The sequence below is a fragment of the Azospirillum sp. B21 genome, from assembly GCF_008364825.1.
GTDB lineage: Bacteria > Pseudomonadota > Alphaproteobacteria > Azospirillales > Azospirillaceae > Azospirillum.
On the sequence record NZ_VTTO01000001.1, the window covers coordinates 864,064 to 880,369 of the forward strand.

Genomic DNA, 16,306 nt, shown 5'->3' on the forward strand with positions numbered 1-16,306 from the left:
GCGTTAGACCCCCACCTAGCCTCCCCCGCTCTCAGCGGACCTCCGGTCCGCCTGCCGCGTCAGCACAAAGCAGAGCTTTGTGCGAGAGCTGGGCGGGGGAGGGACTGCCGCTGAACGCCGACAAAGCTCCTGTTTCCCTCCCCCGCCCAGCGGGGGAGGGTTAGGGTAGGGGGCTAACGCGGCAAACCGCCGACGCTCCTCACCCCACCTTCACCAGCGCATGCCGCTTCTTGCCGGCGCTGAGCTTCACCACGCCGTCGGCGTTCAGGTCCGCGGCGGTCGCCTTCGCCGTCTCGTCGGCAATCGGCCCGTCGTTCAGCTTGGCGCCGCCGCCCTTGATCAGCCGGCGGGCCTCGCCCTTCGACGCGGCCAGACCGGCCGACACAAGCAGGTCCACCACCGGCATCCCGGCTTCCAGATCGGCGCGGGCGACCTCGACGCTGGGCAACCCCTCGGCCGCGGCCCCTTCCTCGAAGGCGCGGCGGGCGGTCTCGGCGGCCTCCAGCGCGGCATCCTCGCCATGGGCGAGCTTCGTCACCTCATTGGCGAGGATCTTCTTGGCCTCGTTAATCTCGGCGCCCTGCAGGTTTTCCAGACGGGCGACCTCGTCCAGCGGCAGTTCGGTGTAGAGGCGCAGGAAGCGGCCGACATCGGCATCCTCGGTGTTGCGCCAGTACTGCCAGAAATCGTAGCTGCTGAGCTTGTCGGCGGTCAGCCACACCGCACCGGCGGCGGTCTTGCCCATCTTGGCGCCGGAGGACGTGGTCAGCAGCGGCGTGGTCAGGCCGAACAGCTCCGCCCCGTCGGTGCGGCGGCCGAGCTCGACGCCGTTGACGATGTTGCCCCACTGGTCCGACCCGCCCATCTGCAAGCTGCAGCCGTAGCGGCGCTTCAGCTCCACGAAGTCGTAGGCCTGGAGAATCATGTAGTTGAATTCAAGGAAGGTCAGCGGCTGTTCGCGGTCCAGCCGCAGCTTGACCGATTCGAAGGACAGCATGCGGTTGATGGTGAAATGCCGGCCGATGTCGCGCAGCAGCGGGATGTATTTCAGCTCGTCCAGCCAGTCGGCGTTGTTCGCCATCACCGCATCGGTCGGCCCGTCCCCGAAGGTCAGGTAGCGGCCGAAGATGCGCTTGATGCCCGCCATGTTGCCGGCGATGACCTCGTCGGTCAGCAGCTGGCGCGCCTCGTCCTTGCCGGACGGATCGCCAATCTTGGTGGTGCCGCCGCCCATCAGGACGATCGGCTTGTGGCCGGTCTTCTGCAGCCAGCGCAGCATCATGATCGGCAACAGGCTGCCGACATGCAAGGAGTCCGCGGTGCAGTCGAAGCCGATATAGGCGACGATCGGCCCCTTCTGCGCCCGCTCGTCCAGCGTGGCGAGATCGGTGCACTGATGGATGAATCCGCGCTCCTGCAGGGTGCGCAGAAACTCCGAGGCGGGGGCCGAGGAGGAGGTCGTCGTCATGGCCGCAATCCGGCTGTCGTTGGAAAGAAGGGCGAAGCAGGGTCGGAGAAATCCCGCGGTCTGTTAGCACGGAACGGCCCCTGCCTCAATGCGGCGGCCCGATGGCAATGGGGGAACCGGCAAGCGGGCCGGCCTGCTCCCCCGCTCAAGCATCGCTGCGCCGCTGCAAGTCAAAAACCGCAATCCAAGGCGGGGAATTCAGCGAAATCCTCTCCAATCGCAATTGACATTGATTCGCAAAATAGGGAACCGGCCCTGACTGTATTTTGGGCATCCGGAATCCGCGCCAATTGATAGTGACTATCAACTACATCTCTATTCCAAAGGGATATTTTTATTGTGCGAGTCCTTCGGTTGTGCCAAGGTGCGACAAATCGTCTATTTCGGAGAATCCCACCATGCAAGGCGATCAAGGGGTCCTGGACCGTTTGAACAAGCTGCTCACCGGCGAATTGAGCGCGGCCGACCAGTATCTGTCCCATGCGCGCACCATGGAGGACATGGGCCTCAAGGCGCTGAGCGAGCGCATCTCGCACGAGCGGGTGGAGGAGTTGGAGCATGCCGACAAGCTGATCCGCCGCATCCTGTTCCTGGAAGGCACGCCCGACGTCGCCAGCCGCGACCCGATTCACATCGGCAAGACCGTTCCGGAGATGATGCGGAACGACCTGAACCTGGAATATGAGGTGGTGGCCGCCCTGAAGGAGGCAATCGCCTATTGCGAGCAGGTGAAGGATTACGATACCCGCCGCATCCTGCTGGAACTGCTGGTCGACACCGAGGAAGACCATGCCCACTGGCTGGAACAGCAGCTTCGCCTGATCGACATGCTCGGCCTGCAGAACTACCTGCAGTCGGCCATGGGCGGCTTCCCGAGCTGAGAGGGGGACGGACCATGAAGGGCAACAGCGACGTCATCGCCCAGCTTCAGATCGTCCTCAAGGACCAGCTGACGCAGATCAACCAGTATTTCCTGCACGCCCGCATGCTGAAGAACTGGGGCGTCAAGGCGCTGGGCAAGTGGGAGTATCACGCCTCCATCGAGGTGATGAAGAGCGCGGACGAGATCATCGAACGCATCCTGTTCATCGAGGCGATCCCCAACCTGCAGGACCTCGGCAAGCTGCACATCGGCGAGGATGTGCCGGAGATCCTGTCCAGCGACCTCGCCGCAGAGCGTGAGGCCCGTGACCGCATCGCCCACGCCATCGCCGTGTGCGAGGAGAAGGCCGACTACGTGTCGCGCGACGAGCTGTCCGAACTGCTGGAAGAGTCGGAAGAGCGTATCGACTATCTGGAAACCCAGTTGAGCCTGATCGACGACATCGGTCTGCCCAACTACATCCAGTCGGCGATGGGTGAGTTCAAGGAGTGAGGTTTTTTGGAGGGGCGTCGGCTTCGAATGCCCCCTCCCTAACCCTCCCCCTCTTCGAGGGAGAGGGACTGCCGCCGCTTTGGCACATTCGTAACGCCGACAAGCGTCCTACCCCCTCTCCCTCGAAGAGGGGGAGGGACGGGGAGGGGGCAAAAGTCGCCCCCTCAAACCCGTCCCAATATCTCCTCCGCCAGCGCCTGCATCTCCGCCGCCGCCTGGGTCTTGCGCGCGGCCTCCGTCACTGACAGCCCGGTCATCAGCGTGCCGGCATAGGCGGTGCGGTTGCCGACCTGCGCCGCCGCCAATTCGACCGCCGGCGGGTCGACAAGCTCATGCACCTTGGCGATCAGTTCGTCGGCAATGCGGGCTCGCGGCGGAACCCGGTTCAACACCAGCAGCAGACGGCGCTTCTCCTGCCCGGCCAGATCGATGGTCGGATGCACCGCCCACAGATCCATCGGGCTCGGCTGCACAGGCGCAATCACCAGCGTGGCGGCGCGGACGGCGATGCGTGCCTCGGTCTGGGCATGGGGCGGGCTGTCGACAACCACGATGTCGTGGCTTCTCGCCAGCTTCTCCACCTCCGCCTGGGTGCGCCAGCCGGTGATCTGCACATGAGTGAAGCCGGGCTGACCGCCGGTGGCCTCCGACCGCACCGCATGCCAGCGTGTCAGGCTACCCTGCGGGTCGATGTCGACGGTGGCGACCTTGTACCCCAGCTGCGCCCAGGCGATGGCGAGGTGGGCGGCCAGCGTGGTCTTGCCGGCGCCGCCTTTCTGCTGCGCCACGGTGAAGACCTTGCCCGTCATGCCCGCACCCATCATGTTGTGTTGGTTGATTGCGCACTCCCCTCATAACCTTGGGCATGGCACCGGTGCAACCGCGCGAATTGACACCGGTGCTGCACGGGCTAGAAAGACGCCGTGACCGACCATTCCGCACCCGATACCGGTGAAAAGCGCCCGGCGCTGATCCCGGCCACCCCCACCGGCATTGCCCGCGCGGCCGAACTGCTGCGCGCCGGCCGTCTGGTCGCCTTCCCGACCGAGACGGTCTATGGCCTGGGCGCCGACGCCACCGACGACCGCGCCGTGGCGGCCATCTTCGCCGCCAAGGGCCGGCCGCAGTTCAACCCGCTGATCGTCCATGTCCCCGATCTCGTCGCCGCCCACTCCTGGGGCCTGTTCGACGACCGCGCCCACGATCTGGCGACGCAGTTCTGGCCCGGCCCGCTGACCATGGTCGTGCCGCGCCCGGCCAACTCCGCGCTTTCGCTGCTGGTCAGCGCCGGGCTGGACAGCATCGCCATCCGCGTCCCCAACCACCCGGTGGCCCAAGCCATCCTGCGCTCCGCCGGCAAGCCGATCGCCGCCCCCAGCGCCAACCGCTCCGGCGCCGTCAGCCCGACCACGCCGCATCATGTGCTGGAAAGCCTGGGCGACCGGGTCGACGCCATCGTCACCGGCGGCAAATGCATGGTCGGGCTGGAGTCCACCGTCATCGACCTGACCGGGCCTGAGGCGGTGCTGCTGCGCCCCGGCGCCGTGCTGCCCGACGAGATGGAGCGGCTGATCGGCCCGGTCCGCCTGTCGGCCGGCGACCCGACCGCGCCGAAATCGCCCGGCCAACTGGAAAGCCATTACGCCCCCAACGCCGCGGTGCGCCTCAACGCCTCCTCGGCGGAAGAGGACGAGGCCTTCCTGACCTTCGGTCCCGACCGCTTCGTCTTCGGCGGCACCACCCGCCTGAACCTGAGCCTGGAAGGCGACCTGAACGAGGCCGCGGCCAACCTGTTCTCCCACCTGCGCAGCCTCGACCAGAGCGGAGCGAAGCGCATCGCCGTGATGCCGATCCCGGAGGTGGGGTTGGGGCTGGCGATCAACGACCGCCTGCGCCGGGCGGCAGCCCCGCGGAGCTAAACCCTCCCGTGGCGGCAGGTCTGCGCAACAGTTGCATGGAAATGGGGGCGACTAGATTGTAGAAGTGTCGCGGCGATCCCCCCACCCTACCCCTCCCCCGCTGGGCGGGGGAGGGAACTCCGCCGCCCTTGCACTAAACTCCCTCCCCCGCCCAGCGGGGGAGGGGCGGGGTGGGGGCAACACACGACCCTCACCTGCCGGACTCCGCGCCATGACCAACATCGCCGCCGCTCTCGACCAGATCCGCGCCATCGTCGGCCCATCCGGCATCCTCACCGACGCCGCCGACATGGCGCCCTACCTGTCGGAATGGCGCGGGCGCTTCAAGGGCAACAGCCCGGCGGTGGTCCGTCCGGCCAGCACCGAGGAAGTCGCGGCGGTCGTCAAAATCTGCGCCGAGGCCGGCATCCCCATCGTGCCGCAGGGCGGCAACACCAGCCTCGTCGGCGGCTCCATCCCCTATGAGGAGGGTCGCGAGATCGTTCTCAGCCTGTCGCGCATGAACCGCATCCGCGACATCGACACGCTGAACTACACCATGACGGTGGAGGCCGGCGTGGTGCTGACCAGCATCCAGGAGGCCGCTGCCGACGCCGACCGCCTGTTCCCGCTGAGCCTGGGGGCGGAGGGCACGGCGCAGATCGGCGGCCTGATCTCCACCAACGCCGGCGGCATCAACGTCCTGCGCTATGGCAACACCCGCGACCTCGTGCTGGGGCTGGAGGTGGTTCTGGCCGATGGCCGCGTCTGGGACGGCATGCGCCGGCTGCGCAAGAACAACACCGGCTATGACCTGAAGAACCTGTTCATCGGCGCCGAAGGCACGCTGGGCATCGTCACCGCCGCCGTGCTGAAGCTGTTCCCGCGTCCGCGCCAGTCGATCACCGCCTTCGTCGCCGTGCCGAGCCCGGCGGCGGCCATCGAGCTGCTGGCCCGCCTGCGCGCCGCCTCCGGCGACGCCGTCTCGGCCTTCGAGCTGATGTCGCGCCGCTGCCTGGACTTCGCGCTTCGCCATGTGGCCGGCACCATCGACCCGCTGTCGGAGCCGTCGCCCTGGTACGTCCTGACCGAGCTGACCGCCGGCACCAAGTCCGACGCCTTCCAGGAGACGGTGGAGACCGCGCTGGGCGAGGCGTTCGAGGCCGAGTTGGCGACCGACGCCACGCTGGCCCAGTCTGACGCCCAGGCCAAGCAGCTGTGGTTCATCCGCGAAGCCATCGTCGAGGCGCAGAAGTTCGAGGGCGGCTCGATCAAGAACGACGTGTCGATTCCGGTGTCCCGCGTCGCCGAGTTCATCGAACTGGCCGAGGCGGCGGTGGCGAAGGCCTGCCCCGGCATCCGTCCGACCCCCTTCGGCCATGTCGGCGACGGCAACATCCACTTCAACCTCAGCCAGCCCGAGGGCGCCGACACCAAGGCCTATCTCGACCGCTGGGACGAGATCTGCCATGTCGTCAACGAGGTGATCTTCAAGCTCGACGGCTCGATCTCCGCCGAACATGGCGTCGGCCGCTTCAAGAAGGACGAGATGCCGGTCATCAAGGGGCCGGTGGAGTTCGACATGTTGCGCGCCATCAAGGCGACGCTCGATCCCAACGGTCTGCTGAACCCCGGCAAGATGCTGCCGTAAGGGCTTAGCGCGATAGAATGTTGCGGGGGACAGGCTTGCGGCGAAAGACGTATGGCCGCGCTTGTCCCCGGCGCGACACAAGGCTATGGTGCGGCCTCCGATTGTTCTGCGCCTGTCGTACCGCGAGAGAGAGTTTTTCCGATGTCCAAGCCGCGCACTCTGTTCGACAAGATTTGGGACAGCCACGTCGTGCATCGCCAGGACGACGGCACCTGCATCCTCTACATCGACCGCCATCTGGTCCATGAAGTGACCAGCCCGCAGGCGTTCGAAGGACTGCGCGTCGCCGGCCGCAAGGTGCGGCGTCCGGAAGCCACTCTCGCCGTGCCCGACCACAACGTCCCCACCACCGACCGCTCCAAGGGCATCGTCGAGGAGGAGAGCCGGATCCAGGTGGAGACGCTGGACAAGAACGCCCGCGACTTCGGCGTCCGCTACTTCCCGATGGACGACGTCCGCCAGGGCATCGTGCACATCGTCGGTCCGGAACAGGGCTTCACCCTGCCGGGCGCGACCATCGTCTGCGGTGACAGCCACACCGCCACCCATGGCGCCTTCGGTGCGCTGGCCTTCGGCATCGGCACGTCGGAAGTGGAGCATGTGCTGGCCACCCAGACCCTGCTGCAGAAGCCGGCCAAGAACATGCTGATCCGCGTGGACGGCAAGGTGAACCCGGGCGTCACCGCCAAGGACATCGTGCTGGCCATCATCGGCAAGATCGGCACCGCCGGCGGCACCGGCTACGTCATCGAATTCGCGGGCGAAGCCATCCGCGACCTGTCGATGGAAGGCCGCATGACCGTCTGCAACATGGCGATCGAAGGCGGCGCCCGCGCCGGCCTGATCGCCCCGGACGAGAAGACCTTCGAATACGTCCAGGGCCGCGCCCTGGCCCCCAAGGCCGGCGCCTGGGAGCAGGCGGTCCAGTACTGGAAGACGCTGCCGTCGGACGAGGGTGCGGTCTATGACGCCACCGTCGTGCTGAACGCCGCCGACATCGTTCCGCAGGTCACCTGGGGCACCAGCCCGGAAGACGTGCTGCCGATCACCGCGACCGTGCCGAACCCGGCCGAGATCGCCGATGCCGGCAAGCGCGCCGCCGTCGAGCGCTCGCTCGCCTACATGGGCCTGACCCCCGGCCAGCCGCTGACCGAGGTGAAGGTGGACACCGTCTTCATCGGCTCCTGCACCAACGGCCGCATCGAAGACCTGCGCGCCGCCGCCGAGGTCGCCAAGGGCCGCAAGGTCGCCGAGGGCGTGCGCGCCCTGGTGGTTCCCGGTTCGGGTCTGGTCAAGGAGCAGGCTGAGGAAGAGGGTCTGGACAAGATCTTCACCGAAGCCGGCTTCGAGTGGCGCGAGCCGGGCTGCTCCATGTGCCTGGCGATGAACGCCGACCGTCTGGCTCCGGGCGAGCGCAGCGCGTCCACCTCCAACCGCAACTTCGAAGGCCGTCAGGGCCGCGGCGGCCGCACCCATCTCGTCAGCCCGGCGATGGCCGTGGCGGCGGCGGTGACCGGGCATCTGGCGGACGTGCGCGCGCTGTAAGGGCTTTTTGCCCCCACCTTAATCCTCCCCCGCTGGGCGGGGGAGGAAACTGCCGCCGAGCGTCGACAAAGGTGCAATGCCCTCCCCCGCCCAGCGGGGGAGGGTCAGGGTGGGGGCATTCGAAGCCTACACCTCCCCCCCTAATCCCCCCTCCCCCGCGCCTGCCCCAACAGCCCCTGCGGCCGGAAAATCAGGAACAGCGTCAGCAGCCCGAAGGCCACGATGTCCTTGTAGGCGATGGCGAAATAGGCCGACCAAAACGTCTCGACCAGCCCCAGCAGGGCGCCGCCGAGCATCGCCCCCGGCACCGAGCCGATGCCGCCGACCACCGCCGCGGCCAGCGCCTTGAATCCGATCAGGTAGCCGGTGAAGAAGTTCACCCCGCCGTAATACAGCGCAATCACCGCCCCCGCCGCCGCGGCCAGCCCGCCGCCGATGGCGAAGGTCGCCGCCACCGTGCGGTTGACGTCCACCCCCACCAGCTCCGCCGCCGCGATGTCGTCGGTGCAGGCACGATGCGCCCGGCCGAAGGCGGTGCGCTGCATGATCCCCCACAGCAGGGCGTATAGCCCGCCGGTCAGTGCCAGGATCGCCAGTTGCGCCGTCAGCGCGGTGACGGTGAAGGCGCCGTCGCTCAGCAGGTCGTGGCGGCCGGTCAGCACCGGTGCCGGCCACCAGTCGCGGGCGCCATGCAGAAGCCGCACCCCTTCCTGATAGGCGATGGACAGCCCGACGGCGACGATCAGCGGCGTGTGGCTGCGCACCCCGCGCAGGCGGCGGAAGACCAGCCGGTCCATTGTCCAGCCCTGCACCGCGGTGAAGCCCATCGCCAGCACCATCACGCCCAGCAGCGCCGGCGGCCATGTCGCCCAGCCGGCCATGCCCAGCCCGGCCGCCGCCATCGCCGTCAGCATGGCGCCGAGCATCGTCAACTCCCCCATCGCCAGATTGATCTGGCCGAGGATGGCGTAGACCAGGGTGTAGCCGAGCGCCAGCAATCCATAGACGCAGGCGACGGTGGCGGCGTTGACGATCTGCTGGATCAGGAACAGGACGGGCGTCCAGCGCGTCGCCTCCGCCCGTTCGGCTTCGACCACGGCGCCTCCGGCATCGCGCGGCGGCTTGATGCGCAGCCATTGCTGCAGCATGGCGAAGCGCATGTCCGTCAGCCAGCCGGTGCGGTCGGTCGCCACCGACACCAGCGTCCGCCGCCCTTCCTCCATGCCGGTTCCGGCGAAGCGGCAGGCGATCCAGTGGCGCTGGTCGCCGCTGCGGTAATCGATGCGCAGAACCCGCCGGTCTTCGGCGTAAGAGCGGGTGGACAGCTCGGTGACTGGACCGGATTCGAAGGCCGGGATCAGTTTCCGGCACAGGATATCCTGGTCGGCATCGATGCCGCACCCGGTGAGCACCAGCAGAACGAGGCACAACAGCGGCAGGATGCGGAGCACGGAACCGCCCGGTCAGGTGGGACGGTTCAGCCTACCGACAATTTGGGAGGGTGGGAAGCGCCGGCAAATTGCCCCCACCCTAACCCTCCCCCGCTGGGCGGGGGAGGGGACAAGCGCTTAGGCGGGAAGGCAGCGGCAGTCCCTCCCCCACCCAGTGGGGGAGGTTAGGTGGGGGTCTAACTCTGGGGAACGGAACCGCCTCACTCCACCATATAATCCCGCACCAAAAGCTCCGCGATCTGCACGGCGTTCAGTGCCGCGCCCTTGCGCAGGTTGTCGGCGACGCACCAGAAGGACAGGCCGTTCTCCACCGTGAAGTCGTCGCGGATGCGGCTGACGAAGACCGGGTTGTCGCCGGCGACCTCGACCGGGGTGACATAGCCGTCGCTGCTCTGCTGGTCGACCACCGACACGCCGGGGGCGGCGCGCAGGATGACGCGGGCCTCCTCCGCGTTGATCGGCTCCTCCGTCTCGATGTTGATCGACAGGGCATGGCCGATGAAGGTCGGCACGCGGACGCAGGTGGCGGCGACCTTGATCTTGGGATCGAGGATCTTCTTGGTCTCCACCATCATCTTCCACTCTTCCTTGGTGGAACCGTCCTCCATGAAGGCGTCGATCTGGGGGATGACGTTGAAGGCGATCTGTTTGGGGAAGACGCTCTTGGCGATGGGGTCGTTGACGAAGATGGCGCGGGTCTGGGTGAACAGCTCGTCCATCGCCTCCTTGCCGGCGCCCGACACTGACTGGTAGGTCGACACCACGACGCGGCGGATCTTGTAGCGGTCGTGCAGCGGCTTCAGCGCCACCGCCATCTGGATGGTGGAGCAGTTGGGGTTGGCGATGATGCCGCGCTTGCGATAACCGACCAGCGCCTCCGGGTTCACCTCCGGCACCACCAGCGGCACGTCGGGGTCCATGCGGAAGTGCGAGGTGTTGTCGATCACCATGGCACCGGCGGCGGCAGCGCGCGGCACATGGACGGCCGACACCTTGGCGCCGGGCGACGACAGCACGATGTCCACGCCGTGGAAGTCGAACTTGTTGAGGTCCTCGACCTTGAGGATGTCATCCTCGCCATAGGACACCTCCTGGCCGATCGACTTTTCGGAGGCGAGCGCGATGACCTTGTCGGCCGGGAACTTCCGTTCGGCCAGCGTTTGCAGGATCTCGCGCCCGACATTGCCGGTGGCGCCGATGACCGCGACGGTATAGCCCATGACGGTGGTTTCCTTCTGCCGAATATCCGCGAATACAAGAATGGTGCCGGAAGGCGTAGGAGCTAGGCGCTTTCCCCGCGAATTGCAACCCGTCCCCACACGAAACCTGCCCTCCGGCCGGGTTGACAGGCCATGGAAGGCGGCGGGAAGATTCCCGCCCTCAACAGCGCCCGAATGGGCCTCCAGGGAGACATCACGGATGACCAGCTTCAAGCGCGGCCTTATTGCGCAGACGGTTCTTGGTGCCGCCGCTCTCGCCATTGCCGGTTTCGCCGCCCCCGCCATCGCCGACACGCCGAAGGACGCGCTGGTGATGGCCTGGCAGTTCGACGACATCGTCAGCCTCGACCCGGCCGAGATCTTCGAGCTGTCGGGGGCCGAATACAGCGCCCAGGTCTATGACCGGCTGGTCCATTTCGACGTCAACGACGTCAGCAAGATCGAGGGCGAGGCCGCCGAAAGCTGGACCGTGTCGCCCGACGGCAAGACCTTCACTTTCAAGATCCGCGAGGGCATCGCCTTCCATTCCGGCAATCCGCTGACGGCGGAGGACGTGGCGTGGTCCTTTGCCCGCGCGGTGAAGATGAACAAGGGGCCGGCCTTCATCCTGACCCAGTTCGGCCTGACCCCGGACAATGTGGAGCAGATGGTCCGCGCCACCGATCCGCGCACGCTGGTCTTCACCACCGACAAGGCCTATGCGCCGACCTTCGTGCTCTACTGCCTGACCGCCGATGTGGGCTCCATCGTCGATTCCAAGCTGGTGAAGGGCAAGGAGAAGGACGGCGATTTCGGCGCCGGCTGGCTGAAGACCAACTCCGCCGGCTCCGGCCCCTTCATGCTGAAGCAGTGGAAGGCGAGCGAACTGCTGACCTTCGACGCCAACCCGAAATACTGGCGCGGCGCGCCGAAGCTGAAGCGCGTGCTGATCCGCCACATCCCGGAACCGGCCACCCAGCGCCTGCTTCTGGAGAAGGGCGACGTCGATGTCGCGCGCAACCTGAAGCCGGAGCAGTTCGAGCCGCTGAAGTCCAGCGACGCCATCCGTCTGGTCCAGGCGCCGAAGGGCACGCTGTGGTATCTCAGCCTGAACCAGAAGAACGCCACCCTGGCCAAGCCCGAGGTGCGCGAGGCGTTCAAGTACCTCGTCGACTATGACGGCATGGCCGGCACGATCATGAACGGCATGGGTGCCGTCCATCAGGCTTTCCTGCCCAAGGGCTTCCTGGGTGCGGTCAACGACAACCCGTACAAGTACGATCCGGCCAAGGCGAAGGAGCTGCTGGCGAAGGCCGGCTATCCCGACGGCTTCACCGTCAGCATGGACGTGCGCAACACCAACCCGACCCAGGACATGGCCCAGGCGATCCAGGCCAGCGCTGCCAAGGCCGGCGTGAAGATTGAGATCATCCCCGGCGACGGCAAGCAGGTGCTGACCAAGTACCGCGCACGCAACCACGAACTGATGATCCAGCAGTGGGGTGCCGACTATCAGGACCCGAATTCCAACGCCGATACCTTCGCCTCCAACCCGGACAACAGCGACAACGCCAAGTCCAAGCCGCTGGCCTGGCGCAACGCCTGGGACATCCCGGAACTGACGAAGAAGACCGCCGCCGCGGTCGAGGAACGCGACAGCGCCAAGCGCGCCCAGATGTACGAGGAACTCCAGCGTTCGGTCCTGGCCGACTCGCCCTTCGTCATCATGTTCCAGCAGACGGAAATGGTGGCGGAGCGCAAGACCGTCAGCGGCCTCGTCTGGGGGCCGAGCTTCGACACCAACTATTACTGGAAGGCCGAGAAGAAGTAAGGATACGGGGAGCCCCCCCTCTCCCCCCCGGGGAGAGGGGATTTCACCCCCATGCCTGCGCATCCTCCACCACCACGGCGAGGCTGTCGGACAGGCCGGTCAGCACGCCGCGCTGGATGTCGGCGGCCGACACCACGCCGCCCTTGCCGTCCGGCAGGTCGCGGGTTGCAGTGGCCGACGCCACGACCGTCACCCGCCAGCCATGATCCACCGCCGAGCGCACGGTGCTGCTGACGCAGTTGTGGGTCATGAAGCCGGCGACGATCATCTCGGTTCGCCCACTGTCGCGCGCCACCGCCTGCAGATCGGTCCCGGCGAAGGCGTTGGCGAGCTTCTTGACGATCACGGGCTCGCCCTCACGCGGGGCGACCGCCGGAACGATTTCCGCCATCGGTCCGGTCGGGTCGAAGACCGGCGCTCCCGCCGCGGTGTGGTGGACGATGTGGATCACCGGCACGTTGTTGGCGCGGGCGAGGTCCAGCAGCGCCGCTGCCTTCTCCACCGCCGCATCGACACCCGACAGCCGCAGAGCGCCGTCGGTGTATTCGCGCTGAAGGTCGATCAGAACCAGCACCGCCTTGTCCAGCGGGGCGGGCGTGTTCGGCGCACCGGCGATCTGGCGCAGAGTCTTGGCGGTTTGAGTCGTCATCGGGGTGTGCTCCGCAATCATTTGAGCGTTGATGAAGGCGATGCTGCCCCGTTCACGGATGCGCAGCCATCCGCTATCCTTGCACGATGGCTGTTCAGAAATTCACAGGTCCGCTCGATTGGGACGATCTGCGCGTCTTCCTGGAACTGGCGCGGGCCGGCAGCCTGTCGGCGGCGGCACGCGGCCTGCGGCTGAGCCACGCCACGGTCGGCCGCCGGCTGGCCGCGCTGGAGTCCGCGCTCGGCCGCAGCCTGATGGAACGTCGGCCCGAGGGCTATGTCCTGACCGAAGAGGGCGAGAGCGTCCGTGCCCTGGCCGAGGCAATGGACGAGCGGGCGCAGGCGATCCGCCGCCGCGAGGGCGATGACGCCGGGCTGACCGGCACCGTGAGGCTGACCATGACCCAGGCGCTGGCCGACATCTTCCTGATCCCCCGCCTGGGACCCTTGCGGTCAGCCAACCCGTCCCTGAACCTGGAAATCATCGTCGACAACCGCACCCTCAGCCTTGCCCGGCGGGAGGCCGATCTGGCGATCCGGCTGGCCCGGCCGCAGCGCGGCGATCTGGTCGGGCGGCGGCTGGCGACGCTGGGCTATGGACTCTATGCCGCGCCGTACGCGCCGGACACGCTGATCGCCTATGACGAGTCGATGGCCGAACTGCCGGAGGCGTTGTGGCTGGACCGCCATGGCGGCGGCCGGCGCGTCGCCTTCCGCTCCAACAGCGTTCAGGGGCAGCTTGCAGCGGCGGTCGCCGGCTTTGGAACCGCCTTCCTGCCCTGCATGCTGGCGGACGGCGTGCCGGGCTTGAAGCGCCACCCGCTGCCCGGCCCGCCGCTGACCCGCGAGGCTTGGCTGCTGGTCCACCGCGACCGCCGGGAGGTGCCGCGGGTGCGGACGGTGATCGAGCATCTGGTGGCGGTCTTCACCGCCGAGCGGGATCGGCTGGAAGGAACCGCCGTCGCTCAGTAACGCGCCGCCATGAAATACAGCCCGTCCGGCGGACAGGTGGGCCCGGCCTTGGCGCGGTCGCGGGCCTCCAGCGCGCGGCGGACATCGTCGGGGGTCCATTTGCCGGCGCCGACCAGTTCCAAGGTGCCGACCATGTTGCGGACCTGATGGTGCAGGAAGGAGCGCGCGGCGGCGTGGATGCGGATCTCCTCGCCCTGGCGTTCCACATCCAGCCGGTCCAGCGTCTTCACCGGCGACTTCGCCTGACACAGCGCCGCGCGGAAGCTTGTGAAGTCGTGCTGGCCGACGAGAACCTGCGCCGCCTCATGCATCGCTTCGGCATTCAACGGACGGGTAACGTGCCACGCCCGGCCGGATTCCAGCGCCAGCGGCGCCCGGCGGTTGACGATGCGGTAGACATAGGCGCGCCCGGTCGAGGTCAGGCGAGCGTGGAAATCTTCACCCACCGCCTCCACCTCCAGCACGGCGATGGGGGCCGGCTTCAGGTGGAAGTTCAGGGCGTCGCGCAGTTTCAGGCCGGTGAAGGGCTTTTCCAGGTCGAAATGGCAGACCTGACCCAGCGCATGCACCCCGGCATCGGTGCGGCCGGAGCCATGGACCCGCACCACCTCGCCCGACAGGCGCTGCACCGCCTCCTCCAGGCTCTGCTGGACGGAGGGGCCGTTGTCCTGGCGCTGCCAGCCGACGAAGGGACGGCCGTCATACTCGACGGTCAGTTTCCAGCGCTGCACGGCGGTCAGTCCGCGACGGCTTCAGCAGAGACAGGCTGCCCGACCGCCAGCGCGAAGCCGCGCAGGAAGGCCGCCCCGTCCACCGGCGCCTTGCCGGGACGCTGCACCTTGACCAGCCGCACCGCGCCATCGGCGCAGGCAACTGTCAGCCGCTCGTCCAGCAGCGTGCCGGGCGTGCCCTGACCGGCCGCGGGTTCGGCGGCCAGAACCTTGATGCGTTCGCCGTTGGCGGCATCGAACCAGCAGCCGGGCCAGGGGGTGAGCGCGCGAACCTGCCGCTCGACATAAGCGGCGGACTGGGTCCAGTCGAGCCGGCCATCCTCGCGCGTCAGCTTGGCGGCGTAGGTGACGCCTTCTTCCGGCTGCGGCACCGCGGCCAGCGTGCCGGCGGCCAACCCTTCCAGCGCCGGAGCGATCATCCGGGCGCCCAGCGCCGCCAGTTCGTCGTGCAGGCTGCTGGCGGTGGTGGCGGGGGTGATCGCCACCGCCTCTTTCGACAGCATGGCGCCGGTGTCGAGCCCGATGTCCATCTGCATGATGGTGATCCCGGTCTCGGCATCGCCGGCCAGGATGGAGCGCTGGATCGGCGCCGCCCCGCGCCAGCGCGGCAACAGCGAGCCATGCACGTTGACACACCCCAGCCGCGGCGCGTCGAGGATCGGCTGCGGCAGGATCAGGCCATAGGCGGCGACCACCGCGGCATCGGCCTTCAGATCGGCGAACTCCGCCTGGGCCTCGGCGTTGCGCAGGCTCTTGGGCGTGCGCACGGGGATGCCGTGCTCCTCGGCGAAGCGGTGGACGGGCGATTTCTGCACCTGCTGACCGCGGCCGGCCGGACGCGGCGGCTGGCTGTAGGCGCAGACGACCTGATGCCCCGCCTCGATCAGCGCGGCAAGGCTGGGCACGGCGAAATCCGGCGTGCCCATGAAGACGAGACGGAGCGGAGTCATCGGATCTTGATCGAGGCGGGTCAGGCCGTCGCCTTCTGCATCTTCTGGACCTTCTTCAGCAGGATGTTCCGCTTCAGCATCGACAGGTAATCGACGAAGAGGACACCGTTCAGATGGTCGATCTCATGCTGGATGCAGGTGGCGAGCATCCCGTCGGCCTCGATCTCCTGCTGCTGGTTCCTTTCGTCCAGATAGCGGACGCGGATGCGCTGGGGACGGGTGACCTCGGCATACTGCTCCGGCACCGACAGGCAGCCCTCCTCGCACACCGCCTTCTCGTCCGACGACCAGACGATTTCCGGGTTGGCGAGGCGGATGGGGTTCGCCGGCTCGCCCTTTTCATGGACGTCGACGACGATGACGCGGTCGAGCACGCCGACCTGCGGGGCGGCCAGACCGATGCCGTTGGCGTCGTACATGGTCTCCACCATGTCGTCCATCAGCTTGACGACGCGCGCATCCACTTCGGCGACGGGTTGCGCCTTGCGCTTCAGGATCGGATGCGGGGCGACGAGGATCGGAAGACGGGCCATGGGTGCTCGATGATGATAGGGGGGTTCAAAGGGAGAAAGTAGGCGGACCAAGTG

General features: G+C 67.4%; 15 protein-coding genes. 7 read left to right on the plus strand and 8 right to left on the minus strand.

Annotated features, from left to right (window positions below; translation table 11 throughout):
- Positions 1-199: 199 nt before the first annotated feature.
- Positions 200-1,468 (minus strand): tyrosine--tRNA ligase, encoded by a 1,269-nt coding sequence (tyrS, locus tag FZ983_RS04185; RefSeq protein WP_149222294.1) that lies wholly within the window; start codon positions 1,466-1,468, stop codon positions 200-202.
- A 398-nt stretch (positions 1,469-1,866) separates the two neighbouring features.
- On the opposite strand from tyrS, the gene bfr (FZ983_RS04190) reads away from it, so the two are divergent.
- Together bfr (FZ983_RS04190) and bfr (FZ983_RS04195) are read left to right on the plus strand one after the other, a co-directional pair.
- On the plus strand, positions 1,867-2,349 hold the full coding sequence (gene bfr / locus FZ983_RS04190) for a bacterioferritin (protein ID WP_149222295.1): 483 nt from the start codon (positions 1,867-1,869) through the stop codon (positions 2,347-2,349).
- A gap of 14 nt (positions 2,350-2,363) precedes the next feature.
- The gene (bfr, locus tag FZ983_RS04195; RefSeq protein WP_149222296.1) at positions 2,364-2,843 is read left to right on the plus strand and encodes a bacterioferritin; all 480 of its coding nucleotides are present in this window, start codon (positions 2,364-2,366) and stop codon (positions 2,841-2,843) included.
- Positions 2,844-3,007: 164 nt separating this feature from the next.
- Here bfr (FZ983_RS04195) and parA read toward each other — a convergent pair whose 3' ends face one another.
- Entirely contained in the window at positions 3,008-3,652 is a 645-nt protein-coding gene (gene parA / locus FZ983_RS04200) for a ParA family partition ATPase (RefSeq protein ID WP_149222297.1), read from the minus strand.
- 114 nt (positions 3,653-3,766) lie between these two features.
- Between parA and FZ983_RS04205 the strand changes: the two genes are divergently transcribed.
- From FZ983_RS04205 to leuC, 3 genes are all read left to right on the plus strand, one after another.
- Complete coding sequence (locus FZ983_RS04205; protein ID WP_149222298.1) at positions 3,767-4,762, plus strand: L-threonylcarbamoyladenylate synthase; 996 nt, start codon at positions 3,767-3,769, stop codon at positions 4,760-4,762.
- A gap of 211 nt (positions 4,763-4,973) precedes the next feature.
- Positions 4,974-6,392, plus strand: a complete 1,419-nt coding sequence (locus FZ983_RS04210) for an FAD-binding oxidoreductase (RefSeq protein WP_149222299.1) — start codon at positions 4,974-4,976, stop codon at positions 6,390-6,392.
- A gap of 141 nt (positions 6,393-6,533) precedes the next feature.
- The gene (leuC, locus tag FZ983_RS04215; protein ID WP_149222300.1) at positions 6,534-7,937 is read left to right on the plus strand and encodes a 3-isopropylmalate dehydratase large subunit; all 1,404 of its coding nucleotides are present in this window, start codon (positions 6,534-6,536) and stop codon (positions 7,935-7,937) included.
- 140 nt (positions 7,938-8,077) lie between these two features.
- Here the strand turns inward: leuC and FZ983_RS04220 are convergent, their stop codons facing one another.
- Positions 8,078-9,388, minus strand: coding sequence for a branched-chain amino acid ABC transporter permease (locus FZ983_RS04220; protein WP_149222301.1), 1,311 nt, complete (start codon positions 9,386-9,388; stop codon positions 8,078-8,080).
- Positions 9,389-9,588: 200 nt separating this feature from the next.
- Positions 9,589-10,608 carry an aspartate-semialdehyde dehydrogenase gene (locus FZ983_RS04230; protein ID WP_149222302.1) on the minus strand — a complete coding sequence of 340 codons (1,020 nt, stop codon included), beginning with the start codon at positions 10,606-10,608 and terminating at the stop codon, positions 9,589-9,591.
- Between the two features lie 199 nt (positions 10,609-10,807).
- Here FZ983_RS04230 and FZ983_RS04235 point away from each other — a divergent pair, with 199 nt between their 5' ends.
- Positions 10,808-12,418, plus strand: coding sequence for an ABC transporter substrate-binding protein (locus FZ983_RS04235; protein ID WP_149222303.1), 1,611 nt, complete (start codon positions 10,808-10,810; stop codon positions 12,416-12,418).
- A gap of 43 nt (positions 12,419-12,461) precedes the next feature.
- On the opposite strand, the gene FZ983_RS04240 is transcribed toward FZ983_RS04235, so the two are convergent.
- Positions 12,462-13,067 (minus strand): cysteine hydrolase family protein, encoded by a 606-nt coding sequence (locus tag FZ983_RS04240; RefSeq protein ID WP_149222304.1) that lies wholly within the window; start codon positions 13,065-13,067, stop codon positions 12,462-12,464.
- An 86-nt stretch (positions 13,068-13,153) separates the two neighbouring features.
- On the opposite strand from FZ983_RS04240, the gene FZ983_RS04245 reads away from it, so the two are divergent.
- Positions 13,154-14,038, plus strand: a complete 885-nt coding sequence (locus tag FZ983_RS04245) for a LysR family transcriptional regulator (protein WP_149222305.1) — start codon at positions 13,154-13,156, stop codon at positions 14,036-14,038.
- On the opposite strand, the gene truA is transcribed toward FZ983_RS04245, so the two are convergent.
- Genes truA through def form a run of 3 tightly spaced genes read right to left on the minus strand, consistent with a single transcriptional unit; the run spans position 14,032 to position 16,252 of the window.
- Positions 14,032-14,769 carry a tRNA pseudouridine(38-40) synthase TruA gene (truA, locus tag FZ983_RS04250; protein ID WP_149222306.1) on the minus strand — a complete coding sequence of 246 codons (738 nt, stop codon included), beginning with the start codon at positions 14,767-14,769 and terminating at the stop codon, positions 14,032-14,034. The genes FZ983_RS04245 and truA overlap by 7 nt on opposite strands.
- A gap of 5 nt (positions 14,770-14,774) precedes the next feature.
- Complete coding sequence (fmt, locus tag FZ983_RS04255; RefSeq protein WP_149222307.1) at positions 14,775-15,719, minus strand: methionyl-tRNA formyltransferase; 945 nt, start codon at positions 15,717-15,719, stop codon at positions 14,775-14,777.
- A gap of 20 nt (positions 15,720-15,739) precedes the next feature.
- Positions 15,740-16,252 carry a peptide deformylase gene (def, locus tag FZ983_RS04260; RefSeq protein ID WP_149222308.1) on the minus strand — a complete coding sequence of 171 codons (513 nt, stop codon included), beginning with the start codon at positions 16,250-16,252 and terminating at the stop codon, positions 15,740-15,742.
- Positions 16,253-16,306: the final 54 nt, after the last annotated feature.